Annotated in this window: 21 protein-coding genes; 8 read left to right on the top strand and 13 right to left on the bottom strand. The window is 72.1% G+C overall.

The features are described from left to right. Positions 1-3,426, bottom strand: a complete 3,426-nt coding sequence (locus BLU20_RS05655) for a proline dehydrogenase family protein (protein ID WP_083371903.1) — start codon at positions 3,424-3,426, stop codon at positions 1-3. Between the two features lie 61 nt (positions 3,427-3,487). Here BLU20_RS05655 and BLU20_RS05650 point away from each other — a divergent pair, with 61 nt between their 5' ends. Then, entirely contained in the window at positions 3,488-4,282 is a 795-nt protein-coding gene (locus tag BLU20_RS05650) for a helix-turn-helix domain-containing protein (protein WP_231959315.1), read from the top strand. 25 nt (positions 4,283-4,307) lie between these two features. On the opposite strand, the gene BLU20_RS05645 is transcribed toward BLU20_RS05650, so the two are convergent. Both BLU20_RS05645 and BLU20_RS05640 read right to left on the bottom strand, forming a co-directional pair. Then, entirely contained in the window at positions 4,308-5,435 is a 1,128-nt protein-coding gene (locus BLU20_RS05645; protein WP_083372931.1) for a bifunctional glycosyltransferase family 2/GtrA family protein, read from the bottom strand. An 11-nt stretch (positions 5,436-5,446) separates the two neighbouring features. Then, positions 5,447-6,355 (bottom strand): phosphodiester glycosidase family protein, encoded by a 909-nt coding sequence (locus BLU20_RS05640; protein WP_083371902.1) that lies wholly within the window; start codon positions 6,353-6,355, stop codon positions 5,447-5,449. 164 nt (positions 6,356-6,519) lie between these two features. Between BLU20_RS05640 and BLU20_RS05635 the strand changes: the two genes are divergently transcribed. Both BLU20_RS05635 and BLU20_RS05630 read left to right on the top strand, forming a co-directional pair. Continuing rightward, entirely contained in the window at positions 6,520-7,803 is a 1,284-nt protein-coding gene (locus BLU20_RS05635) for a Glu/Leu/Phe/Val family dehydrogenase (RefSeq protein ID WP_407946472.1), read from the top strand. Positions 7,804-7,870: 67 nt separating this feature from the next. Then, positions 7,871-8,194, top strand: coding sequence for an antibiotic biosynthesis monooxygenase family protein (locus BLU20_RS05630; protein ID WP_083371901.1), 324 nt, complete (start codon positions 7,871-7,873; stop codon positions 8,192-8,194). Here BLU20_RS05630 and BLU20_RS05625 read toward each other — a convergent pair. From BLU20_RS05625 to BLU20_RS05585, 9 genes are all read right to left on the bottom strand, one after another. Then, entirely contained in the window at positions 8,165-8,920 is a 756-nt protein-coding gene (locus BLU20_RS05625) for a hypothetical protein (RefSeq protein ID WP_083371900.1), read from the bottom strand. The two genes, BLU20_RS05630 and BLU20_RS05625, sit on opposite strands and share 30 nt — an antisense overlap. 36 nt (positions 8,921-8,956) lie before the next feature. Further along, entirely contained in the window at positions 8,957-9,802 is an 846-nt protein-coding gene (locus tag BLU20_RS05620) for a hypothetical protein (RefSeq protein WP_083371899.1), read from the bottom strand. A gap of 44 nt (positions 9,803-9,846) precedes the next feature. After that, positions 9,847-10,617, bottom strand: coding sequence for a hydrogen peroxide-dependent heme synthase (hemQ, locus tag BLU20_RS05615; protein WP_029253083.1), 771 nt, complete (start codon positions 10,615-10,617; stop codon positions 9,847-9,849). 50 nt (positions 10,618-10,667) lie between these two features. After that, positions 10,668-11,795, bottom strand: coding sequence for a ferrochelatase (locus BLU20_RS05610; RefSeq protein WP_083371898.1), 1,128 nt, complete (start codon positions 11,793-11,795; stop codon positions 10,668-10,670). Between the two features lie 113 nt (positions 11,796-11,908). Further along, entirely contained in the window at positions 11,909-12,862 is a 954-nt protein-coding gene (locus BLU20_RS05605) for a carbohydrate ABC transporter permease (RefSeq protein ID WP_083371897.1), read from the bottom strand. Beyond that, positions 12,862-13,767 (bottom strand): carbohydrate ABC transporter permease, encoded by a 906-nt coding sequence (locus BLU20_RS05600; protein WP_172829092.1) that lies wholly within the window; start codon positions 13,765-13,767, stop codon positions 12,862-12,864. The genes BLU20_RS05605 and BLU20_RS05600 overlap by 1 nt, the downstream gene beginning before the upstream one ends. Before the next feature lie 150 nt (positions 13,768-13,917). Continuing rightward, entirely contained in the window at positions 13,918-15,303 is a 1,386-nt protein-coding gene (locus tag BLU20_RS05595; protein ID WP_083371896.1) for an ABC transporter substrate-binding protein, read from the bottom strand. A gap of 82 nt (positions 15,304-15,385) precedes the next feature. After that, positions 15,386-17,020 (bottom strand): glycoside hydrolase family 13 protein, encoded by a 1,635-nt coding sequence (locus BLU20_RS05590; protein WP_083372929.1) that lies wholly within the window; start codon positions 17,018-17,020, stop codon positions 15,386-15,388. Between the two features lie 150 nt (positions 17,021-17,170). Then, positions 17,171-18,190 (bottom strand): LacI family DNA-binding transcriptional regulator, encoded by a 1,020-nt coding sequence (locus tag BLU20_RS05585; RefSeq protein WP_029253077.1) that lies wholly within the window; start codon positions 18,188-18,190, stop codon positions 17,171-17,173. Between the two features lie 116 nt (positions 18,191-18,306). On the opposite strand from BLU20_RS05585, the gene BLU20_RS05580 reads away from it, so the two are divergent. The 5 genes from BLU20_RS05580 to BLU20_RS05560 are packed head-to-tail and all read left to right on the top strand — an operon-like array spanning position 18,307 to position 24,103. Then, complete coding sequence (locus BLU20_RS05580) at positions 18,307-20,085, top strand: beta-N-acetylhexosaminidase (RefSeq protein WP_083372928.1); 1,779 nt, start codon at positions 18,307-18,309, stop codon at positions 20,083-20,085. Then, entirely contained in the window at positions 20,082-21,722 is a 1,641-nt protein-coding gene (locus BLU20_RS05575) for an N-acyl-D-amino-acid deacylase family protein (protein ID WP_083371895.1), read from the top strand. The genes BLU20_RS05580 and BLU20_RS05575 overlap by 4 nt, the downstream gene beginning before the upstream one ends. Beyond that, a complete protein-coding gene (locus BLU20_RS05570; RefSeq protein WP_231959314.1) occupies positions 21,719-23,074 on the top strand; it encodes a type III PLP-dependent enzyme domain-containing protein in 1,356 nt (451 codons plus the stop codon). Before BLU20_RS05575 ends, BLU20_RS05570 begins: the two co-directional genes overlap by 4 nt. A gap of 23 nt (positions 23,075-23,097) precedes the next feature. Next, positions 23,098-23,499 carry a RidA family protein gene (locus BLU20_RS05565; protein ID WP_029253073.1) on the top strand — a complete coding sequence of 134 codons (402 nt, stop codon included), beginning with the start codon at positions 23,098-23,100 and terminating at the stop codon, positions 23,497-23,499. Positions 23,500-23,527: 28 nt separating this feature from the next. Continuing rightward, on the top strand, positions 23,528-24,103 hold the full coding sequence (locus tag BLU20_RS05560) for a dihydrofolate reductase family protein (protein WP_083371894.1): 576 nt from the start codon (positions 23,528-23,530) through the stop codon (positions 24,101-24,103). 16 nt (positions 24,104-24,119) lie between these two features. Here the strand turns inward: BLU20_RS05560 and BLU20_RS05555 are convergent, their stop codons facing one another. Next, entirely contained in the window at positions 24,120-25,319 is a 1,200-nt protein-coding gene (locus BLU20_RS05555; RefSeq protein WP_083371893.1) for a glycerate kinase, read from the bottom strand. Between the last annotated feature and the right edge of the window lie 80 nt (positions 25,320-25,399).

Genomic DNA, 25,399 nt, shown 5'->3' with positions numbered 1-25,399 from the left:
TCAGTCGCGCTGCATGACGTGGCCGTAGCGGTGCAGCGTGCGGCTGACAGCCTGCTCGTGCAGCACCGCCAGCAGCTCGCGACGACCGCTGGCGACGACCGGCTGGTCGAGGACCGTCACGAATCCGACTTGCTCGGCGGCAGCCTCGCGCAGCCCCTCGACGTCGCCGACCACGCGGACGCGTCCGGTCACCCGACCACGGCGCACCTGCTCGGCGAACTCGGCGTCGCTGGTGCCGTGGGCGCCGCTGCGCACCACCCGTGCGGAGACGCCGGCACGTCGGGCGGCCGACAGCACGCGTGCCACCTCGACGGGCCTGGCGCCGTCGCCGACGCGGACCGTCAGGCGGTCCACCGGCCGGTAGCGGAAGACGTTCGACTCGGCCACGAGCCCGCTCGGGTCGTGCTCGACGCCGAACTCGCGCACCCACTGGTGCTCGTCGTCCGCCTCCGCCCAGGCCAACCATGCGTCGGGGTCGGTGTCGCGGTCGGGCAGGGCGGCGTCGTCGTGCCAGGTGCCGAACTGCGCGACGTAGTTGGGCCCGCCCGCCTTGGCGCCGGGGCCCACGGCCGAGGCCTTCCACCCGCCGAACGACTGCCGCTGGACGATCGCCCCGGTGATGTGCCGGTTGACATAGGCGTTGCCCACCTCGACGCGGTCGAGCCAGTGGTCGACCTCGTCCGTGTCGAGGCTGTGGATCCCGCCGGTGAGGCCGTAGTCGACGTGGTTCTGCAGCGCGAGCGCCTCGTCGAGGGTGTCGACCGTCATCAGCCCGAGGACGGGGCCGAAGACCTCCGTCTCGTGGAAGAACGAGCCGGGGGCGACGCCCTCCTTGAGCCCGGGAGTCCACATCTTGCCGTCGTCGTCGAGCTGCCGCGGCCGGACGAGCCAGGACTCGCCCGGCTCGAGCGTCGTCAGCGCACGCTCGAGCTTTCCGCTCGCGGGCTCCGTGAGCGGGTTCATCACCGTCGCGAGGTCGGTGCCCGGGCCGACGACGAGCGACCGGACCGCGTCCACGAGCTGGCGGCGGAACCGACGGCCCGTCTCGGTCCGCGGGTCTCCGACCGAACCGACGAGGATGCCGAGCGACGCGGCCGAGCACTTCTGACCGGCGTGCCCGAAGGCGGACCGCACGAGGTCGGCGACCGCGAGGTCGATGTCCGCCGCGGGCGTGACGACGAGGGAGTTCTTGCCCGAGGTCTCGGCGAACAGCGGCCGCTCGGGACGCCACCCCGCGAAGAGCTGGGCGGTCTCGAGAGCTCCGGTCAGGACGACGCGGGCGACGCCCTCGTGGGTGACGAGGTGCTGGCCCGCGTCACCGTCGGGGACGCGGAGGAACTGTACGACGTCGCGGGCGACCTGCTCGTCGAACGCCGTATCCGCCGTCCCCTCGGCACACTCACGGGCGACGTCGAGCAGGCCCGCGTGGATCGCGTCGATCGCGATCTCGAAGCACCGCGGGGTGGGCGGCGCGGGCTTGGCGAGCACCGAGGACCCGGCCGCGAGCGCGGCCACGACTCCGCCGACGGGGATCGCCACCGCGAAGTTCCACGGCGGGGTCACGAGCGTGACGCCGTCCGGCGTGAAGGTCGCACCGGGAACCTCGTCGAGCTCCTCGGCGGCACGCGCGTAGTAGTTGGCGAAGTCGATCGCCTCGCTGATCTCCGGGTCGGCCTCGGCCACGGTCTTGCCGGGCTCGTGCACGAGCGCCGTCACGAGGTCGGTGCGCGCCTCCTCCAGACGCCGGGCGATCGCGCGCAGCGCCCGTGCACGACAGGCGGTGGAGACCTCGGACCAGACCTGCGCGGCGCGATCGGCGCGCGCGACGGCGGCGTCGATCTCGGGGAGCGAGTCGATCTCCGCGGCCTGCACCGGACGGTAGCCCTCGCCCGCGACCACCCGCCGGGCCCACGCGCGGTGGGCGGCGACAGCAGGGTCGGTGTCGGCGACGTTCTCGAACCCGTCGACCGGGAGCTCGGCGGGGTTCTGCTCCTGACGTTCCTGCCGGCGGGGCACGACCGCGTCCCCCGGCTCGCCGAAGCCGCCCTCGACGGACGCCCGGAACGCCGCCTCCTGACCGTCCATGGGCGTCGGGACGTCACCCTCGGGCTCCGGGGCGAACATCGAGTGCACGAAGTTCTGGACCGCGGAGTTCTCCTCGAGGCGTCGGACCAGGTAGGAGACCGCGACGTCGAAGTCCTCGTCCCGCACGACCGGTGTGTAGAGGACGACACGGCCCCCGTCCTTCGCGACCTCGTCGCGCACGGCACGGGACTCGGCCGGGGACATGCCCTGCAGCATCTCGACGTCGAGGGCCTCGGAGACCCCGCGCTCGCGCCCGAGCAGCACGGCGAGCGCCACGTGGAAGAGGTTGTGGGACGCGGCACCGATCCGCACCGCGTCGGTGCGGGGGGCACGCAGTGCGTGGTCGAGGAGCCGGACGTAGTTGGCGTCGACCTCGGGCTTGGACCCGTAGGGGGCGAGCGGCCAGCCGTGGCTCTCGGCCTCGACGTGCTCCATCGGGAGGTTGGCGCCCTTGACGAGCCGGACCTTGATCCGTGCGCCGCCGTCGGCCACGCGGGCAGTGGCGAACTCGGTGAGCTCGTCGAGCGCCCCGAGCGCGTCCGGGAGGTAGGCCTGCAGGACGATGCCGGCCTCCAGGCCGTGGAACTCCTCACGGCTGAGCACCGTCCGGAACACGGCGGTCGTCAGCGCCAGGTCGCGGTACTCCTCCATGTCGAGGTTGAGGAACACCCCGTGCTCCTGGGCGGCCCGGTAGAGCGGGAGCAGCCGCTCGACGACACGGTCGCGCGACCCCTCCAGGTCCCACGTGACGAGCTGGGAGGCGACCGAGGAGACCTTGACCGAGACGTAGTCGACGTCGGGGCGCTCGACGAGCGCGATCGTCCGGTCGAGGCGGGCCTGCGCCTCGGCCTCGCCGAGCACGGCCTCGCCGAGAAGGTTGACGTTGAGCGCGTACCCCTGCTCGCGGGTGCGCGCCAGGTGCTTGCCGAGGCCGGGCCCCGCGTCCGCGACGAGGTGCCCGACGAGCTGGCGCAGCCTGATCCGGGCGGCCGGGACGACGACGCCGGGCAGACCGGGCGCGAGCGCCCCGCCGGCCCGGAGCATCAGCCGGTCGACGGGCCCGAGGAAGCCCTGCGCGTGCCCGGCGAGGTCGCCGAGCCGGTTGAGCTGCTTGGCGGCGACCGCCGAGTCGTGGGGGCGGGCGACGTCGTCGACGAACCGGACGGCGAGCTCCAGACCCTTCGGGTCGGAGACGAGCGCGCCGAGCCGGCCTGCGGTGGCCTGCTCGGAGCGGTTCTGGTCGGCGTCCGCCGCGGCGACCCAGGACCTGGCGAGGTCGACCGCCGACTCCACCAAGTCGAGATCCGTCACCGCCGGGCTGGAGAAAGTGTGGCTGCTCATACTCCACTGTGCATGCTGTCCTGACGTGCCGTCTTGTACGTTCCGGGCTCAAATAGTCCCTGTGTACGACAACGCCGAGCCGACTCCCCCGCCCCTGCCCGCGGCGGGGCTCGTCACCGATGCAAGCGCTGACGGCGCGGAGCGGCTCCTGGGCGCCCTGAGCCCCGTGATGATCGCCCTGATGGACCAGCTCGCCCAGACGATGTTCTGCGCCAAGACGCCGTCCGGCCGGTACGTCGCCGTCAATCGGGTCTTCGTCGGGCGCACCAACGCCAAGTCCCGCCGCGACGTCGTCGGCCGGACCGCCGCCGACCTGTTCGTCCCCGAGCTCGCGGAGCGCTACGCCCACCAGGACGCCGAGGTGATCCGCACCGGAGACCCGCTGCGCAACGAGCTCGAGCTGATCCGGCGGCTCGGCGGCACCCCCGGCTGGTTCCTCACGTCCAAGCTGCCCGTCCGGGACGTGCGCGGCGAGCTCGTCGGTCTCGTCTCCGTCTCCCAGGACCTGCACGAGTCCGACGCGGACGACGCCACCATGGACTCCATGACGCGCCTCGCCGCCGGGATCGACGCGCACCTCGGCTCCCCGCTGACGACCGCCGAGCTCGCCCGGCTCGCCGGGTGCAGCCCCGACTCCCTCACGCGCCGTGTGCGCCGCGTCTTCTCCCTCACGCCCCGCCAGCTCGTCCTGCGTGCCCGCGTCGACCGGGCGACGGAGCTGCTCACCAGCACCGACCTGCCGATCGTCGACGTCGCCAGCGACTCCGGTTTCTACGACCAGCCGTCGTTCACCCGGACGTTCGCCCGCCTGACCGGGGAGACACCGGCGTCGTTCCGACGGCACTCGCGGCGCTGAACGGTCTCGACGGGCTCGACCGCCGTCACCCGCCCGTCGAGACCGTCGCGCTGGTCTCGACGGGCTCGACCGCCGTCACCCACCCGTCGCGCCGGTCGAGCTCGTCGAGACCGGAGCCGCCCGTGCGGAAGACGTGCCGACGCTGCACGGCCCACCCGACGAAGAACAGGATCCCGTCGGTGAGCAGCTTGGCGGGCAGCAGCGCGACGCCCAGGGTCTGGAGACCGAGCAGCATCAGGTACCCCGCAACCACGAGGGACACGGCGAGGGCGACGTAGCGTGCTGCCTCCGCGCGCGTCGCCCGGTGGTCCGTCGACCGGAACACGACGAACTTGTTGAGCAAGAAGTTCACCGAGCCGCTGACGATCCGCGCGCCGACGACGGAGAGCAGGAGGGATCCGGTGAGCGCCTGCAGCAGGAGGAGCATCAGGACGTCGACGCCGAAGGACGCGACGCCGGTCCCGACGAACCGGATCAGGGGCGCGAGGATCCGGAGCGAGTCGACGACGGGCCGGAAGTGCGACGACTCGTTCTCGTCGAGGTAGACCGTCTCGATCTCGACCTCGTCGACGTCGACCCCGTCCCGGGGCGCCTGCAGGAGGACCGCGAGCTCGTACTCGAACCGCTCCCCCGGGATGCTCCGGAGCCACGGCAGCAACGACGCCGGGTACGCGCGCAGGCCGGTCTGGGTGTCGTGGACCCGAAGGCCCGTCACGAGCCGGAAGAGGCTGCGCGAGACCGCGTTTCCCACGCGGCTGCGCAGCGGGACGTCGCCGACGAAGCGCCGACCGCCGACGACAGCCGTGCCCGGCCGGACGTGGCCCGCCACGCGGAGGATGTCCTGCACCGTGTGCTGCCCGTCGGCGTCGGCGCACACGACGTCGGCCCCCGGGTACCGGGTCTCGACCTCGCGGATCCCGAGCTTGAGGGCGTGGCCCTTGCCGTGGTTTCCCGGCACCGGGTCGGCGACGACGTCGGCGCCCAGCGCGGCGACGTCGTCGAACACGGTCGCATACCCGGCCCCGGAGCCGTCGTCCACCACGAGGACGGACAGGTCGGGCGCCGTGCGCCGCAGGTCGGCCACCAGCGCGAGCAGCCGGTGATCGGGCTCCAGCGCGGGGATCAGGACGACGGCGGAGGTCTGTGTCGGCATCGGGGTGCCCGTCACTCGGCGATGTAGAGGATGTCGGAGGTCCCGCGCTCTTCACCCTTGCCGAGCGGGTCGTTGACGACCTCGCCGTCGTAGTACATCGTCGACGACCCGCCGCCGTCGATGTTGTACGCGGTCGTCGCCCCGAGGCCCTGCATGATCTCGGCGAGACCGGTCATGGTGACGCCAGCGCTGTAGCCGGGGCTGCGCCCGTCGACGACGACGAACACCAGGTGGTTCTCGTCGATCACGCCGATCGCCGTGCGCGGCTGCTCGCCCTGGATGGAGTGGTTCCCGAAGTTCGTGTCCACCTCGACGTCCTCGATCCCGTCGGGGATCTCCCCGTCCTCGAGGATCACCGGGCCGAACGAGAGGGTGTTCCAGACACCGTCCTCGACGAGCGTCTCGGCGTCCGTCGTCGTCTCGTCGTAGGTCTCGACGTGGCCGTCGCGATAGAAGGCCAGCCCGTCGCGCGCCCCCTCGTCGCGGTACACGACGCCGTTGCGGATCACGATCCCCGTGTCGCGGAACCCGTAGTAGTCGCCGTTGATCGCGAAGATCGCGTCGTGGTCTTCGGCGATCTCGGAGGTGTCGGCGATGATGTTCTGCCCGAACTGGTCCTCGGCGAAGGCGGAGCGCAGCTGTGTCATGTCGTCGAGGACGACGTACGCCACGTAGTACGTCACGGTCTCGTCCCCCGTGCCCTCCACGATCGTCTCGATCTCGATCGTGGGGTCGTCGGCGCTGGCCGAGTCCGCCTCCGTCGCGTCGGCCGACTGCTCCGCCTCGTAGCTCGAGACGTCGGCGATCTCGACGTGCTCGACCACGAACCGGTCGAGCGCCCAGGCCGCGCTGCCACCCAGTGCGAGGGTCACCGCCACCCCGGAGGCGACGAGCGCTCTGCGAGTCCGTCGTTTCGTCACGCCTCCTGTCTAGACACCGGAACCAGGAGGACGGCATGGGGTTCCTGAGGGATTCCTGTGCGTCGCCGCTCGACGGGCCTGACCACCGGCCGGCGTTGTACGTTGGGCGCATCAGCGATGCCGCTGACCCGGCGGCATCGGTCGACCTCGTACCCGGAGGACCCGTGTCCACAGTGACCACCAGCGCACCCGACTCGATCGCCGCGAGCGGCGGCCCGCTCGGTACCGCGCTCGCCCAGCTCTCGGGCGCCGTCTCCATGCTCGACCTCGACGCGGGGATGCACGAGATGCTCGCCGTCCCGCGCCGTGAGGTGCACGTGAGCGTGCCGCTCAGACGCGACGACGGGTCGACGGTCCTGTTCCGCGGGTACCGGGTGCAGCACAACGTCTCCCGGGGCCCCGGCAAGGGCGGTCTGCGGTTCCACCCGAGCGTCGACATCGACGAGGTCCGTGCCCTGGCGATGTGGATGACGTGGAAGTGCGCCATCGTCGACCTGCCGTACGGCGGCGCCAAGGGCGGCGTGACCATCGACCCGCGCGAGCACTCCGAGTCCGAGCTGGAACGGGTGACCCGCCGATACACCAGTGAGATCAAGCCGGTCATCGGCCCCGACGTCGACATCATGGCGCCGGACATGGGCACGAGCGAGCAGACGATGGCCTGGGTGATGGACACCTACTCCGTCAGCCAGGGATACACGATCCCGGCCGTGGTCACCGGCAAGCCGATCGCCGTCGGCGGGTCCCTGGGACGCGCGACCGCGACGTCCGCCGGTGTCGTGCACACGACGCGCGCGGTGCTCACCGAGGCAGGGGTCGACCTGGCCGAGGCGCGGATCGCCATCCAGGGCTTCGGCAAGGTCGGCGGGCACGCCGCCGAGATCTTCGCCGCCGAGGGGGCCACCGTCGTGGCGGTCAGCGACCAGTACGGCGGGGTGATCAACCGTGAGGGACTGGACATGCCGGCCCTCATGGAGCACTTCGTCGCCACCGGCTCCGTGGTCGGCTTCGCCGAGTCCGACCCGATCGACAACGACGCGCTCCTCGCGCTCGAGGTGGACGTGCTCGTCCCCGCCGCCGTCGAGGGCGTGATCGACGAGCGCACGGCGCCGACCGTCCGGGCGCGGTTCGTCGTGGAGGGCGCCAACGGACCGACCACCGGCGAGGGCGACCGGATCCTCGCGAAGAACGGGATCGTCGTCGTCCCGGACATCCTCGCCAACGCGGGCGGCGTCGTTGTCTCCTACTTCGAGTGGGTCCAGGCCAACCAGGCGTACTGGTGGGCCGAGCACGAGATCGCCGAGAAGCTCGAGCACCGGATGCACTCCGCGTATGCGGACGTCGCGGCGCTCGCCCGCCGCGAGGACATCCGCCTGCGCGACGCCGCGCTGGCCATCGGTGTCCAACGTGTCTCCGAGGCGCACAAGATCCGCGGCCTCTACCCGTGACCTGCCGGTGCCGGGCGGGCGACGGACCGCACCCCGCCCGGCACCGCACGGTGCGTAGTATCCGGGCATGATCCGAGAGCACGCACTCCTGCCCGTCCGCCCCGGTCAGGAGGCCGCCTTCGAGGCGGCCTTCGTCGAGGCCCGCCCGCTGATCGCCCAGCAGCCCGGCTTCCTCGGCCTGACACTCTCACGCGGCGTCGAGTCGAGCTCGACCTACCTGCTGCTGGTCGAGTGGGAGTCCGTCGAGGCGCACGAGGAAGGGTTCCGCAGGTCGGCGCAGTTCCCGCGCTGGCGCGAGCTGCTGCACCACTTCTACGAGCCGAAACCCGTCGTCGAGCACTACGTCGAGGTCCCGGCCGGATCAGCCGACGGGACGCTCCCGCAGCACTGAGACCCACGGGCTGACGAACGCGATCGAGGCGATCCCTGCGGCCGCGACGGCGACAGTCTCGTCACCGGGGACGTCGGCGAACCGTGCGACCGCGATCCAGCCGAGCATCCAGGCGGCGCCGAGCCCCGTCCCCGCCGCGAGCCACGTGCGGGCGGCAGCCCAGTGCGCGACGACGACCACGGCCAGGCCCAGGGCACCGACGACCGCGAGCGCCGTCGTGCGACCGACGGGATGTCCGGCGTCGGCGAGTACCGCGGCGACGGTGCTCGCCGCCGTCGTGAGGGACCACCCGACTCCCAGGCCGACGACCAGGTCGACGGTGAGCGCCTCCGTCCGCCGCTCGGCACCGTCGCGGACGAGGCCCGCGGCGGCTCCGAGGAACGCGGCGGCCGCGAGGACCATGGCGCCGCCCGTCACCGCGCCGTCCGGCATCGTCTGCGCCACGGCGAGGGCGAGCGCCGCCCCCGCCACCCACCAGCCGGTGGCACGCATCCGCGCGCGTGCGGCCTGCAACGGGAGGGTCTGGTAGGTCGCGAGCACCGCGAGACCGGCGAGGAGGACGTAGCGGCCGAGGTCCGCCTCCTCGGCGGGCGCCAGGAGCGTCGCCGAGGGGTCGAGAGGCTCGCGGTTCCACAGGCCCGCGCACACCGCGAGGACGACGCTGACGATGACGGCGGCACGCCGGACGTCGTCGCCGGGGGTCGCGTGGTGCGCACGTGTCCGCATATTTCTCAGGATGGCGGGCACGCGCGTGTTTGTCCGTCAGCCGCGCCGACGCATCCCGACCGTCACGAGCGGGGCGACGAGGGCGACCGCGGCCGCGACGGCCGCGGCGACGGCGACCGTCTCGTCGATCAGGGGCCCGTTGAAGCGACCGGCACTGATCCACCCGATGCCCCAGGCCATCGCGAGACCGATCGCGATCGCGACCGTCGGACGCGGCGCCGCGAAGATCGCGTAGGCGATCGCGAGCGCCGTCCCGGCGCCGAGCACGACGACGCCCCAGATGCTGGCGTCGGCCGACGTGCCGATGTCCTCAGCGGTCAGCGTCGCGGCGACGTCAGCGAGCGTCGCGACCGACGCCCACCCGAGGTACAGCCCGACTGTTCCGTCGGTGACCAGCGACTCGAACCACCCGCTGGCGGGGATCCGCACCAGCCGGACGAGGATCACCGCGAGCACCGCGACGAGCAGCGCGATCACGACGACGCTGAGCCAGAGCCACCCGCCCTGGATCACCCCGATCCATGCGGCGTTGAGCAGCATCGACGCGAGCACCCACCACGAGACGGACCGGAGTCGGTCGTTGGTGGCCTGCGCGGGCAGTGCCTGGTAGACGGCGAAGACGGCGAGGCCCGCGTAGATGACGGACCAGATCGAGAACGCCGGGGAGTCGGGGGCGAGGACCGTGGCGTCGGCGGCGAGGGCACCCCCGGCCGCGTCCTGGATGGCCTGTCCCCCGGCCGCCCCGGAGCCGACGGCAGCACCCGCGATCGCGACGACGGCACCGATCAGGACGGTGACCTGCCGGACACGGTCCGCCCGCGTCGGACCACCGCCCGTCGTCGTCGCGGAGTCCGAGATCTGCGAAGTATCGTCTGTGCTCATGCTCCGATCATGGCAAACCTCAGCATGCTGAGCATCTTGAACGGTCAGGCGAGGGGCTGGCGCGCCGCCCAGTCGGCGAGCGTCGTGCGGGGCCCCGTGTAGAACGGCACCTCCTCGCGCACGTGCCGACGTGCCTCGGTGGCGCGCAGGTCACGCATCAGGTCGACGATCCGGTGGAGCTCGTCCGCCTCGAACGCGAGGATCCACTCGTAGTCGCCGAGCGCGAACGCCGAGACCGTGTTGGCCCGCACGTCCTTGTAGTCCTTGGCCGCCAACCCATGGTCGCGCAGCATCGTCCGGCGCTCTGCGTCCGGGAGCAGGTACCACTCGTAGGAGCGCACGAACGGGTACACGCAGATGTAGTCCCGCGGCTGCTCACCGGCCAGGAACGCCGGGACGTGACCGCGGTTGAACTCGGCCTGGCGGTGCAGCGCCGCCACCGACCACACCGGGTTCAGGGCCCGCCCCAGCACCGAGGCGCGCAGGCGCTGGTACGCGCCCTGCACGGACTCGATCGACGGCCCGTGCACCCAGAGCATCAGGTCGGCGTTCGCGCTCAGCCCGCCGACGTCGTACCAGCCCCGCACGACGAGCTCGGCGTCGGTCGAGGCCGCGTCCACGTCGGTCGCCCCGACGGCCCGCTCGGCCGCCGCGACGACCGCGGCCCGCTCCACGTCGTTCTCGGGCAGCGTCTCCGTCAGCGAGAAGACCGACCACATCGTGTACCGGATCGATGCGTTGATCGCGTCGTGGTCGACCACCTGACCGGTGTCGACGTTGACGTGGCCGTCGGGCGCTGCGGGCTGCTCGGTCATGGGGTGTTGCCTCTCGGTTCAGATGGCCGGCCGGGGCCGGATGGTCAGGATCAGGAGTAGAGGTCGCCCGAGCACAGGGCGGGAACCCCTGTCGGCTCGGCGTCGCGCCGCAGGCAGCACCCGGGGGCGCAGACGCTGCGGAACGCCGGGAGCGACCCGACGGCGCGCTCGTCGACGTCCTCTCCGCGCGCGATCGCCGCCCGCTCGAGAAGCAGGTCGACGAGCCCCTCGACGAAGGGTGCGCGCGTGCCGACCGTCCCGGCGCGCACGGCGTTCATGCCGAGCTCCGTGGCCGTCTCCATCGCCTCCGTGTCGAGGTCGTAGGCGACCTCCATGTGGTCGGAGACGAACCCGATCGGAGAGAGGACGACGTCGCGCAGCCCCTCGCCCGCCCGCTCGGTGAGCAGGTCGTTGACGTCCGGCTCGAGCCACGGCTGGCTCGGCGGGCCGGACCGGGAGCAGTACGACAGCTCCCAATCGACCTCGCGGCCCAGCTCACGGCCCACCCGGACCGCGATCTCGGCGCCGACGTCGAGGTGCTGCGCGGAGTATGTGGCGCCGGAGATGCGGCTCGCGGCCTCCATGGTGTCGGGGATGGAGTGCGTGACGAACATCAGCCGGGCGGCGGAGGCGTCCCCGCCCTTGGCCGCGAGGTCGCCGAACGCCTCGACGATCGCGTCGACGTTCGCCTGCACGAACCCGGGGTGGTTGAAGTACGAGCGGATCTTGTCGAACTGGACGCCCGTCGAGCCGGTCTCGTCGAGCTGACCGCGCTTGTCGAGGACGACCGCGAGGTCCTCGCGGTACTGGCGACAGCCCGAGTACGACGAGTAGGCCGACGTGACGAGGGCGACCGCCCGCCGGGCCCCGATCGACTCGAGCTCGGTGATCGCGTCGTCCGTGTACGGGGCCCAGTTGCGATTGCCCCAGACGACCGGCAGGTCGATCCCCCTAGACGCGAGCTCCGCCTCAAGCGCCGCCTTGAGCGCGAGGTTCTGCTCGTTGATCGGGCTCTTGCCCCCGAACCCGTAGTAGTGCTCGCCGACCTCCTCGAGCCGCGAGTCAGGGATCCCCTTGCCGGCGGTGACGTTGCGCAGGAAGGGCACGACGTCGGCGGGCTCGTTCGGGCCGCCGAAGGAGTACAGGAGCAGGGCGTCATAGGGCAGAGCATTGGCCATGCATCCATCATGCACCGGGTCCGACGTGCTGTGCGCCCGATCCCCGACCTCGGCGATGTGACGTCGATGCGACAGCGCGTCAGATTCGCAGGGCGGGCCTGCCAGCACCCGCGTCAGCCCTTGACCGCGCCCCCGAGCCCTGCGCCGGAGAGGAACATCCGCTGGAAGACAAGGAAGATGACGATCGGCAGCGCGGTGGAGATCGCGAGCGCCGCCAGGAACACGTCGAGCTCGACGTAGTTGGCCAACGCCGGGAGTCGCACCGACAGCGGCTGCTTCGCCGGGTCGCGGAGCACGAGCAGCGGCCAGAGGAAGTCCTTCCAGGCGGCGATGACCGCGAAGACGGACACGACACCGAGGATCGGCCGGGACATCGGCATCACGATCGACCAGGCGACGCGGAACGGCCCGGCGCCGTCGACACGCGCCGCCTCGAAGATCTCCCGTGGCAGGTTGTCGAAGAACCGCTTGACGAGGATCACGTTGAACGCGCTCGCCCCGGCGGGCAACCACACGCCCCACCAGCTGTTGATGAGCGAGACGTGCACGAACGGCACGTCGAGCACGGTGAGGTAGAGCGGGACCAGGAGCACGACGGCAGGGATGAACAGGGTCGAGAGGACGAGCGCCGTCGCGACCCTCCCCCATGCGGGACGCAGGACCGAGAGCACGTACCCGCCGGTGGCCGCGACGAGGACCTGGATCAGCCACGACCCGAGCGCCAGGACGATCGTGTTGTAGAAGTACAGGTCGATCTCGAACCGGGTCCACGCGGTCGCGAGGTTCGCCCAGTCGACGCCGTTCGGGAAGATCGCCATCGGGGTGCGCAGGGTGTCCTGGGTCGGGGTGACCGCCGACTTGGCGAGCCACAGGATGGGCCCGAGGCCGCCGACCACCAGTCCGGCGAAGAGCAGGACGTGGGACAGTCGGAGCCAGCTGCCGACGCCCCGCCGGCGCCAGTCCGACGGCGAGAGGATGCCGCGGTCGGCGGCCGCCGAGCCGGCCTTCCGTGCCTTGCGAGGCCTCGCACCCGTGGGGGCGACGGGCGAAGAGACGTGGTCGGTCATCACTTGCTCCAGGATGAGGTCGCCTTGAAGTACACGGTCGAGAGCACGGCGAGGACGGCCGCGAGCATGAGGCTCAGCGCCGTCGCCTTGCCGTAGTCGCCGAACTGGAACGCGTAGTTGTAGATCATCAGCATGATCGTCGTGGTCGAGTTCGCCGGCCCCCCGTTGGTGAACAGGTACGGCTCGAGGAAGACCTGGGCGGTACCGATCACCTGCAGGATCAGGGTGATGAAGAGGATCCCTCGCAGCTGAGGCAGGGTCACGTGCCACACCTTGCGCCAGACCCCTGCACCGTCGACCTCGGCGGCGTCGTAGAGCTCGGGCGCGACTCCGGTCAGCGCCGCAAGATAGATGATGATGGTGCCGCCGGCCGCGGCCCAGGTCGCCTCGAGCACCAACGACGGCATGGCCCACGACGGGTCCTGCAGCCACGGGAAGGGGCCGAGCCCGACCCAGCCGACGATCGTGTTGAAGACGCCGTCGGGAGAGGCGTCGTAGAACACCTTCCAGAGCAGCACCGCGACCACCGGCGGCACGACGACGGGCAGGTACGCGAGCGCCGAGAACACTCCCTTGCCGCGGCGTACCTCGCTCATCAGGACGGCGACGACCAGCGGCGCCGGATAGCCGAAGACCAGCGCGAGGAGTGCGAAGTACAGCGTGTTCGTCACGGCGGTGCCGAGAAGCGGGTCGGCGAGCACCGCGGTGAAGTTGTCGAGGCCGACGTACACCGGCGCTGTGACGAGGTTGGTCGTCTGGACGCTCATCACGGCCGCTCGCACGATCGGGAACCAGGAGAAGAGCCCGAAGATCACCAGCAGCGGGAGGCCGAGGATCAGGGTGCTGAGCCCGCCGCCGCGCACCCAGGTCACGGGCGTGCGCCGACGGCGCCGTCGGGCGGACATGATCGACGAGACCGGCGCGTGCGCGGGCGGCGCGTCGGGGGGTTGGGACACGACGGTCGTGGTCACGGTCGAGGCCTTTCGGGTCGTGGTCGGCAGCGCGGCGGAGGGGACAGCACCGGCCGCCCCGGGGATCTGGGGCGGCCGGACCGGTCAGGAGGCGTCGATGATTCCCTGGATGTTCGTCTCCGCGTCGGAGAGCAGCTGGTCGATGTCGGCGTCCTCGTCGGTCAGGACCGCCTGGACCACGGGGTCGAGCGCCGCGTACAGGTCCTGCGTGGCGACCGGCGGCTCGGCGGCGAGCGGCTGGTCGTAGATGTTGTCGGAGTACGGGGCGAACTGCTCGAGCGGGACGTTGATGTAGTCCGCGATCCACTCCTGCGACTCGTCGTACGTCGCCTTGTCGAAGACCGGCAGGACGGGCGCGCCGACCGGCTGGCCCTGGTCGGCGGTGACCTGGGCGTCCGCGACGGCGGCGTCCTCGTCGGTGAGCTTCTCCATGTAGTAGAAGTCGATCCACTCGACGGCTGCCGCCTGCTCGGCGGGCGTGGCCTTGGCGTTCACCGCGGCCAGGGTGCCGCCACCGAGCACTGCGGGGTCGCTGCCCTCGAGCGGCAGGACGGTGACGCCGTAGTCGGCCTCGGGCATCGCGTTCTGGGTCACGAGGTTGCCGTAGTCGCCCCCGCCCGAGATGAACATCCCGATCTTGCCCGCGGCGAAGTCGGCGTGGCTCGTGCCCCAGTCATGGTTGAAGTTCGACCCCATCGAGTCGTCCTCCCAGCGCATCGACCGCAGCATCTCGAGCGCCTCGGTGTACTCCGGCGTGTTGATCGTCGCCGTCGTGGTCTCCCCGTCGACGCTCTCGGCACGGCCCCCCAGCGAGTAGACCAGCGTGGTGAGGATCCAGCCGCCGGTGTTGGAGGTGGTCATCTCGGCGTAGCCGGCCTGACCCGTCTTCTCCGAGATCGTCCGGGCCGCCTCCTGGATGCCGTCCCACGTCGTCGGAGGAGCGTCGGGGTCGAGCCCCGCCTCCTCGAACAGCGCACGGTTGTAGTGCAGGCCCTGACCGTAGGCGGCGATGGGGACGAGCCACTGCTTTCCGTCCGCGTCCTGCCCGGCCGAGGCGACGGTCTCGCTGAAGTCCCCGGCGTACAGGAGCTCCGCGATCTGCTCGGACACGTCGGCGATCTGCTGACGCTCGATGAGTCCGCGCCCGTCCGTGAACGGCACCGTGAAGACGTCGGGCAGCGTGCCGCCGGCGAGGTCGGCCGTGAAGGTCGTGCCCACCCAGTTGTACTCCTGGGCCTCGACCGTGATGTTCTCGTGCTCGGACTCGAACTGCTCGATGCGCTCGTTGAACGCGTCGATCGCTCCCTGCTCGAGCCCCTCGTCCATGGCCACCTGGATGGTCACGGCCTCGTCGGTGGCGGCGGTGTCGCCCTCGGCGGCCTCGTCGTCGGACGAGCTGCAGGCTGCGAGGGCGGACAGGGTCAGGGCGCCCACGAGGGTGAGAGCCAGTGTGCGGCGTGATGACGTCATCGTCACTCCTTGATCGGTTCCGTACCGACGGTCGGTGCGGTCGTGCTGCGGACAGGGTGGTCGTGCGGTCGAGAGAACGTGGTCAGGGGCGGTACCAGGCGACGGTGTCCGGAGGAACCTGGCCGTCGACGAGCTCGGCGCTCGCCAGGACGACCTCGGCGCCGTCGGGCAGCGGGACCGGGTCTGCCCCGAGGTTGGCGACGCAGACCAGGTGGTCGCCACGCGCGAAGGCGATGACGTCGTCGGACGGCGTCTCCACCCAGGCGAACGCCTCGGACGCGAGACCGGGGTCGCGGCGTCGCACCGCGAGCGCCGAGCGGTACAGCGAGAGCATCGAGCCGGGGTCGTCCTGCTGGGCCTCGACGGACCGCTCCTCCCACCCGTCGGGGAGCGGGAGCCAGGGCTCCGCCGTCGCGCCGTCCGGGGAGAAGCCTGCGTTGACGCCCGACCGGGTCCACGGGAGCGGGACCCGGCACCCGTCACGCCCGGGGTCGACACCCTCCGAACGAAAGTGCATCGGGTCCTGGATGGCCGAGCGAGGAACCTCGACCTCGGGCAGCCCGAGCTCGTCCCCCTGATAGATGTAGAGCGACCCGGGCAGCGCCGCGGTCAGGAGCGCGGCGGCCCGCGCACGGCGCTCGCCGAGGGCGAGGTCCGTCGGTGTGCCGAACCGCTTCTTGAGGAAGTCGAACGACGTGTCCTCGCGGCCGTAGCGTGTCACGGGACGCGTGATGTCGTGGTTCGAGAGCACCCAGGTCGCCGGCGCACCGACGGGGGCGTGCGCCTCGAGCGTCGTCCGGATCGCCTCGTGCAGCTGCTTGCCGTTCCACGGCCGGGTCATGAAGTCGAAGTTGAACGCCGTGTGCATCTCGTCCGGACGCAGGTACTGGGCGAACCGCGCGGGGTCCGGGAGCCAGATCTCGCCGACGAGCACGCCGGGTTCCTCGTACTCGTCGGCGACCGCGCGCCAGGACCGGTAGATGTCGTGCAGCTCGTCGCGGTCCAGGTGCGGGTGCGACCCGTCGGTGAAGGTCTCGGGCAGCTCGGGGAACGTCGGGTCCTTGGCGGGGAGCGCGGCGGAGTCGATCCGGATCCCGGCCACGCCACGGTCGAACCAGAAGCGCAGCACGTCCTCGTGCTCGCGCCGGACCTCGTCGTCGGTCCAGTTCAGGTCGGGCTGCTCGGGGGTGAACAGGTGCAGGTACCACTGCCCCGGCGTCCCGTCGGGATTCGTGGTCCGCGTCCACGTCGACCCCTGGAAGCTGGAGACCCACTGCGTCGGCATCTCGTCGCCGTCGGCACCCGTGCCGTCCCTGAACCAGAAGCGCTCACGTTCCCGCGACCCCGGCGCGGAGTCGAGCGCGGCCCGGAACCACGGGTGCTCAGAGGAGACGTGGTTGGGCACGACGTCGATGATCGTGCGGATCCCGTGCTCGCGAGCCTCGCCGATCAGCGCCTCGGCCTCGGCGAGCGTCCCGAAGGCGGGGTCGATCGCCCGGTAGTCCTGGACGTCGTACCCGCCGTCGGCGAGCGGCGAGAGGTACCAGGGCGTGAGCCACATCGCGTCGACCCCGAGGTCGCGCAGGTAGGGCAGCCGCTCGCGGAGTCCGCGGAGGTCTCCGGTGCCGTCCCCGTTCCCGTCGGCGAAGCTGCGCGGATACACCTGGTAGATCACTGCGTTGCGCCACCAGGTGGCGTCGCGGGACGTCGTCGTCATGTTGGTCACAGTAATCAGCTGACAGATTCAACGCAAGAACTCAACAGCAGCGTTACACAACTGCGACCTTTGATACTCAACTTTGCTACGGAGACGACGAAGCCGCCCTGCCCGGAGGGACAGGACGGCTCTGCGGAGGCGGTGCGGCCGTCAGGGACCCGTGGAGGCCGGGGCGGCCGCCGTCGACCCGCGGACCACCAGCTCCGGCTCGAAGAGCAGCTCGTCCCTCGAGACGTCGCCGCCACCGACCATCGCCGCCAGCAGGTCCACGGCCGCGCGACCCATCGCGTCGATCGGCTGCCGCACGGTCGTGAGCGCCGGGTCGGTCAGGTTCATCAGCGCCGAGTCGTCGTAGCCGACCACCGAGACGTCGTGGGGCACCTGCAGCCCGACGCGACGCGCCGCCCGCACCGCTCCGAGCGCGAGCGGGTCGCTGGCCGCGACCACCGCGGTCGCCCCGCGCTCGACGAGCCGGGTCGCGGCAGCCTGCCCGCTCTCCAACGAGTACTGGCTGTGGACGATCAGGTCCGGGTCGAGAACGACGCCCCGACGCTCGGCGAACTCGTGCGCCGCGGCCAGCTTCCGCTCCGAGGGCACGTGGTCCGCGGGCCCCAGAAGAAAGCCGATCCGGCGGTGCCCCAGCGAGATCACGTGCCCCAGAGCCTGGTGCATCGCGATGAGGTCGTCGCACGAGACCTGCGGGAAGTCGAGCTCCTCGATCGAGGCGTTGATCAGGACGACCGGAAGGTTGAGCGCGCTCAGACGTTCGTAGTGCGCGTGGTCGGCCGCACGCTCCGAGTACAGGCCGCCGGCGAAGATCACCCCGGAGACCTGCTGGGTCAGCAGCAGGTCGATGTACTCTGACTCGCTGATCCCGCCCGCGCTGCGGGTGCACAGCACCGGGGTGTAGCCCTGCTGGGCGAGTGCACCGCCGATGACCTCGGCGAGCGCCGGGAAGATCGGGTTCGCGAGCTCGGGCAGCACGAGCCCCACGAGCCTGCCGCGCTCACCGCGCAGCTTGGTCGGCCGCTCGTACCCGAGCACGTCCAGCGCGGTCAGGACGGAGTCGCGTGTCGCCTGCGAGACCCCCGGCTTCCCGTTCAGGACGCGACTCACGGTCGCCTCGCTGACACCCACCTTGGCGGCCACCTCGGCCAGACGTCTCGACATGCTCACGACACTACAGGAGGACGCAAGCCGCTTGCGTGACTTGCGCACGGATCGAGGGGTGAAAGGTTTTGCGTGGAGGCCTACCGAATGCCCGTCAGTCGTCTACGCTCGTGGCCGTGCCTCTCGACGACGACCCCGGCCTTGTCCCCGCCCCTGCGAACTTCCGCCGCGCCGTCGGCGTCTGGGCCCCGACGGGCCGGGTCGACGTGGCCGCCGCGCCGACGCTCGCCCTCGCGGCGCGACGCTGGGCGCACGACGTCGCGACGGCCTTCGACGTCGACGTGTCGGTCCGGAGCGACGGCCCCTCGGCACCGGAGAGCGTCGACCCCACCGGTTCGCTGCGGGCACCGCACGTCCGTTTCGACGTCGCGGAGGGGTCCACCGTCGCCGCGGGCGGGTACCACCTCGCGGTGACCACCGACGCCGTGCACGTCACGGCGCCGGACGCGGCCGGAGCCCTCGCCGCGGTGCAGACCCTGCGCCAGCTCGCCGGGCCCCGCGCGTTCCGGGCCACGGCACTGCCCGGCACCCGGCTCGAGATCCCCGCGTGCGAGGTCGAGGACCACCCGCGCTTCGCGTGGCGTGGGGTGCTGCTCGACGTCGCGCGGCACTTCCTGCCCACCCGCGAGGTGCTGCGGTTCGTCGACCTCGCGGCGGCGCACCACCTCAACGTCCTGCAGCTGCACCTGACCGACGACCAGGGCTGGCGCGTCCAGATCGAGCGCTACCCGCGCCTTACCGAGGTCGGAGGGTGGCGCACCGAGTCGAACGTGGGCACCTGGCGTGCGGGCGTGTTCGACGGCCGGCCCCACGGCGGCTTCTACACCCAGGACGACCTGCGGGAGATCGTCGCCTACGCGAGGGCCCGCGGCGTCACGGTCGTGCCCGAGATCGACGTGCCCGGCCACGTCGAGGCGGCCGTCGCGGCCTACCCCGAGCTGGGGACGCGCAAGCAGCCGCACAGCGTCCGCACCACCTGGGGGGTCAGCACGGAGGTCCTCGACCCGTCCGAGGCGACCCTCGAGTTCTTCGGCCACGTGCTCGACGAGGTCTTGGAGATCTTCGACTCACCGTGGATCGCGATCGGCGGCGACGAGGTGCCGACGAGCCTGTGGCGGCAGAACACCGAGATCGTCGCGCGGGCCGAGCGCCTGGGCCTGCCCGACGTCGCCGCGCTCCACGGGTGGTTCCTCGCCGGGCTCGCCCGGCACGTCTCAGCACGCGGTCGCCGTGCGATCGTGTGGGACGAGGGGTTCGGCCCCCTCCTGCCCGACGACGCCGTCGTCACCTCCTGGCGCGGACTCGCCGCGGGAGCCCGGGCGCTCGAGGCGGGCCACGACGTCGTGATGGCGCCGGAACAGGTGGTCTACCTCGACCACCGGGCCTCCGACCGGGAGGACGAGCCGATCCCCGCCGGGTTCGTCCGGACGGTCGAGGACGTGCTCGCGTTCGACCCGCTTCCCCCCGAGCTCCTGGCCGAGCACCCCATGCTCGACCCCTCCGCCGAGCCTGGCGGACCGGGGGTCGGCCTGCTCCTCGGGGGCCAGGCGGAGGTCTGGGCCGAGTACCTCGACTCCCCGCGCCGGGTCGACTACACGGCCTGGCCGCGCCTCGCCGCGTTCGCCGAGGCGGTCTGGTCGCCTCCGACCGACCGCAGCCCCGGGAGCGCCGTGTCAGCGGAGTTCATGGCACGCCTGCGCACCCACCACCTGCCCCGGCTCGACGCCGCGGGCGTCGAGTACCGGCCGCTCGACGGCCCGCACCCCTGGCAGACACGACCCGGTGTGCAGGGATTCCCCCGCGACCTCGCCGCCGAGATGGCGGCGGCCGGGTGGTCCGGCGCGGGCGGTTGGCGCGAGGACGACGAGGGCAACGAGACCGGAGAGCGCGGATGAGTGCACCAAGCTCGACGCTGCTGGTCCGCGGTGCCGTCCTCCCGCACGAGACGTCCCCCACCGGCCTGTCGGCGCCGGCGGACCTCTCGATCGTCGACGGGACCGTCACGCAGGTGGCCCCGTCGGGGGCGATGCGCGTGCCCGCGGGCGTCCGGGTCCTGGACGCGGCCGGCCGCGTGGCGATGCCGGGCTTCGTCGACGCCCACGTCCACGGCGAGGCTGCGGTGCTGGACGAGGACGTCCAGCACGTCATGCTCCGTCAGGGCGTCACCAGCATCGTGGTCGGCCAGGACGGCGTGTCCTTCGCCCCCACGGCGGACCCGTCCCACCCCGACGGCGACGGACGCCCCGACGCGGGCCGCTGGGCCTCCGGCTACTTCGCGGCGATCAACGGCGACCACCCGACGTTTTCCGGCGGCGGGATCGCGGAGCTTCTCGCCACCTATGACGGCACCACGCCGATCAACGTCGCGACGCTGGTCCCCCACGGAACGGTCCGCTACGCCGTCACGGGCAACGCCGACCGGCCCGCGAGCGCCGACGAGCTCGCCCGGATCGTCGCTCTGACCGAGCAGGCGTTCGACGACGGCGCGTGCGGCGTGTCCACCGGGCTGGAGTACGTCCCGGCGGCCTATGCGGACGAGGCGGAGCTCGTGGCGGTCGCCCGCGTCGCCGCGGCCCGCGGTCTCCCGCACGTGAGCCACATGCGCGGCTACGAGGACCGGGCTGGTACGGCGTTCGCCGAGCTGATGCGGATCGCGTCGGCCTCGGGGGTGGGCACCCACGTCTCGCACTACCACGGCCCGGCGGCCGAGCTCGCGTCGTACGTCGACGACGCGCTGGCGCGAGGTCTCGACGTCACCTTCGACTCGTACCCGTACCTGCGCGGCTGCTCGATCCTGTCGATGGTGGCCCTCCCGACGTGGCTGCCGGTCGCCGACCGCGAGCGGGCGGTGCGGATGCTCGGGGACCCGGCCGTGCTGGACCGTCTGCACCGGGAGCACTTCCCGGGTCTCGCCGACCTGTGGGAGCGGGTGACGATGGCGAACGTCCCCGGACCCCTGCGCTGGTCGGAGGGACTCTCGCTCCCGGCGGTCGCCGCCGAGCTGGGCCTCTCTCCCGCGCAGGCCGCGGTCGAGCTGCTGGTCTCGTCCGGGCTGCGCGCCGGCTGCGTGTTCGCGCAGCCGGCGACGAACTCGGCCGAGTCGGTGCGGGCGCTGCTGCGCCACCCGGCGCACGTCGGCGGGTCGGACGCGATCTACGGTGGCGGGATGCCGCACCCGCGGGGGTGGGGCACGTTCGCGCGCTTCCTCGCCGAGCACGTCCGTGTCCGCGGCGACTGGACATGGTCCGAGGCCCGCCATCACCTCTCGACGCGCCCGGCCGCGAGGTTCGGACTCGCGGGACGTGGGAGGCTGGTTCCTGGATCCGTCGCCGACCTGGCGCTCGTCAACCCCGACGAGGTGCAGGACGTCGCGACCTACGACGCCCCGCGCCGCCCGGCCGTGGGTGTCGAGGACGTGCTCGTGGGCGGGGTCCGAGTCCTCCGGGACGGGCACCTGACGGGCGAACTTCCCGGCCGTGCGCTTCGTCCGGAGGGTCGTCGTGCACCCGAGAGAGAAGGAACTTCCCCGTGACGATCGTCGTCGGCCCCCGCACCAAGGGGCTCCGCCTGGACCGCGATCACGCGGCTGCCGCCCTGCTGGCGGACCAGCCCCGGATCGTCGATGACCCGTTCGCGTGGCCGCTGCTGACCCTCGACGACACGGCGCTGAACCACAACATCGCGTTGATGGCCCAGACGTGCGCGGCGTTCGGCGTCGAGCACGCGCCGCACGTCAAGACGACGATGTCCCGGCAGATCTCTGCCCGCCAGCTCGCGGCCGGCGCCCGTGGCCTGACCGTCGCTACCCCCGGCCAGCTGCGGACGGCCCGCTCCTGGGGCCGGGAGAACCTCTTCCTCGCCAACGAGCTGACGGACCCCCGCGAGCTACGGTGGCTGCGCCGGGAGCTCGAGGAGTCGTTGCGGCCGGGCGGGACCCCGTTCGAGGTCTGGCTCTACGTCGACTCGACCGAGGGCGTCGGTCTCCTGTCCCGCGCGTTCAGCGGGGCGCACGACGACGTGCTGGCGCGCCTGGGCGTCCTCGTCGAGGTGGGCGTTCCCGAGGGGCGGACGGGCGTCCGTTCCGCCGCGGAGGCGGGCGACCTGGCGCGAGCCGTGGCCGCCTCGGGCCTGCGGCTGCTGGGCGCTGCCGGCTACGAGGGCAGCGTGGTCCACGGCACCGGGCCGGAAGACCTCGACGCCGTCGCCGCGTGGTGCGGTCGCCTGCGCGAGGTCGCCACGGCGATGGTGCGCGACCGCCTCGTCCCGGACGACACCCCCGTCGTCGTCAGCGCGGGAGGGTCGTCGTACCTCGACGTCGTCCTCGCGGAGCTCCCTGGCCCCGTGACCACGCCGGACGGGCGCGAGCACCCCACCCGCGTCGTCGTGCGCTCGGGCGCCTACGTCATCCACGACCACGGGTACTGCGCACGGATGGACCCCTGGGACCGTCTGCCCGCACGGAGTCCCATGCATGCGGCGGCCACCGTGTGGACCCAGGTCGTCTCCGTCCCCGAACCCGGGCTGGCGATCTGCAACGTCGGGCGCCGCGACGTCGCCGACGACATCGACCTCCCCACACCGCTGTGGCTGCGAACCCTGGCCGACGACACGTGGTCCGCGCCGCAGGAGCTGCGCGGCGCGACCGTCACGGGGATCAACGACCAGCACCTGTACCTGCGACTCGACGACTCCCCCGCCGACCGCACCCCCACCACCGCGCACGTGCGCCCCGGCGACGTCGTCGGGCTCGGGATCTCCCACCCGTGCACGCTTCTCGACCGGTGGCGCACCGGCGCGGTGATCCGCGGCGACGACTCCGGCGGCGACAGCGCCTGCGACGGCGCCCCCGACGAGGTGCTCGAGCTCGTCACGTTCGACTTCTGACCCCCACACACCGAGGAGATCCGATGACCAAGACCGCTCTGTCCACGCCCGACGCCCCCGCGCCGGCGCACACGTTCCACCAGGGTGTCCGCAAGGGGCCGTTCGTCCAGGTCTCGGGCCAGGGGCCCGTGGACCCCGCGACGAGCGAGTACCTCTTCCCCGGCGACGTGGCCGCCCAGACCACCCGCACCCTGGAGAACGTCCGTGCGATCGTCGAGGCGTCCGGTGCCACGTTCGACGACGTCGTCATGCTGCGCGTGTACCTGACCAAGCGCGAGGACTTCGCGGCGATGAACGAGGCCTACGGGGAGTTCGTCGAGAAGCACAGCCCCGGCGGGGTGCTGCCGAGCCGCACCACGGTCATGACAGGTCTGCCGCGCGAGGAGATGCTCGTCGAGATCGACGCGTTCGCCGTCACCGACTGACCGGGTCGCCGTCGTCTAGCCTGGGCAGATGCCTCGCACCGTCTTCTACACCGCCTCCAGCCTCGACGGGTTCATCGCCGACGAGGGCGGTGCGCTGGACTGGCTGTTCGCCGTCGACGACGGCGGGGACGAGGCCGACGCGTTCTTCGGCGAGTTCTACGCGCAGGTCGGCGCCCTCGTCGAGGGGTCGACGACCTACTCCTGGGTCGTCGACCAGGAGAAGTTGCTCACGGAGCCCGAGCGGTGGCAGACGCTGTACGGCGCGGTGCCGACCTTCGTCTTCTCGTCGCGCGACCTCCCCACGCCCGACGGAGCCGACGTCCGGGTGGTGCGCGGCGACGTCGTCGACACGCTGCCCTCGATCTGGTCGGCGGCAGGCGACAAGGACGTGTGGGTCGTGGGCGGTGGGGACCTGGCGGGACAGTTCCTGGACGCCGGTGCGCTGGACCAGATCGTCGTCGCCGTCGCACCGGTGACGCTCGGCGGGGGCGCCCCGCTGCTCCCGCGACGGGTCGAGGCGAGCCGGCTGCGGCTCGCCGACGTGACCCGGCGGGCCCAGTTCGCCTATCTGACCTACGACGTCGTCCCCGCGACGGAGGGGTAGCGGTACACCTGCCAGGTCAGGGACGACGCAGGATCTCGCGCACGAGGACCTCGGACTGCTCCCGCAGCAGACCGGGGGTCCGTGCGCGAAGCTCGTCGACGGTGGACCCGTGCGACGGCTCGAGCTCCACGACGTGCGTCACGCCTCCCGCCACCGCGTCGGTCAACGGCAGTCCGACGCGACCAGTCAGGACGACCACCGGCGGCGGGTCGGCCGTCCGCGAGGCCAGGGCCGCGAGCGTCCCGACCACCTTGCCCTGCAACGAGGACTCGTCGATCCGCCCCTCGCCGGTCAGGACGAGGTCGGCCAGCTCCATCGCACCGGGGATGCCGAGCGCGTCGGCGACGAGCTCCGCGCCCGGCTCGATCTCCGCCCCGAGCACCGCGACCAGTCCCGCAGGCACACCACCGGCTGCCCCCGCCCCTGCCAGGTCGTGGACGCGGACACCCGTCGCCCCCTCCAGCACGTCGGCCCACCGACCGAGGGCCTCGTCGAGCAGCACCACGTCCTGCGGCGTCGCGCCCTTCTGCGGCCCGAAGACCCGCGCAGCACCCTGCGGACCGGCGAGGGGGTTCGTCACGTCAACGGCGAGCCGCCAGCGTGCTGCCGACGCCCGGGCGTCCAGCGCGTCGAGGTCGAGCTCGGAGGCCCGGAGCAGGCCAGCACCGCCGGGAGGGACCTCCGCGCCGCGGCGGTCGATGATCCGCACGCCGAGCGCACGGAGGACCCCGGCACCGCCGTCGACGGAGGCGGAGCCGCCCAGCCCCAGCAGGATCTCCCGCGACCCGGCGTCCAGCGCGGCACGGACCAGCACACCCGTGCCCTCGGTCGACGCGTGGACGGGATCGAACGGGCGGTCCGTGACACCGGGGAGCCCGCTCGCCTCCGCGAGCTCGACGACCGCGACCCGTCCCGCCCGGCCCCATCGAGCCGTGCACGGGCGCCCGAGCGCGTCGACCGTCTCGACAGGAACGAGCTCGACGGCGTCCGCAGAGGGATCTGCGGTCGACGCGACGACGAACGCCCGGAGCGTGCCCTCACCCCCGTCCGCCATGGGGAGGGTCAGCACCTCCGCGTCTGGTGCGGCCGCGAGGACGCCCTCCGCCATCGCACGCGCGGCCTCGTCGGCGGCGAGGGTGCCCTTGAAGGCGTCCGGTGCGACGAGGACACGAAGCGTGCGGGAGGTGGCCGAACGTCGCGAAAACGCAAAGTCCATCTTCCTGGCCCCTCTACTCTCGACCTGAAGAATCGTAATCTCCCCCGTGCTTGTCTCGCATCCTGCAATGGACACCCGGC

The sequence above is a fragment of the Paraoerskovia marina genome, from assembly GCF_900105445.1.
Taxonomy (GTDB): Bacteria; Actinomycetota; Actinomycetes; order Actinomycetales; family Cellulomonadaceae; genus Paraoerskovia; species Paraoerskovia marina.
This window is presented reverse-complemented; position numbering and strand designations above follow the sequence as displayed.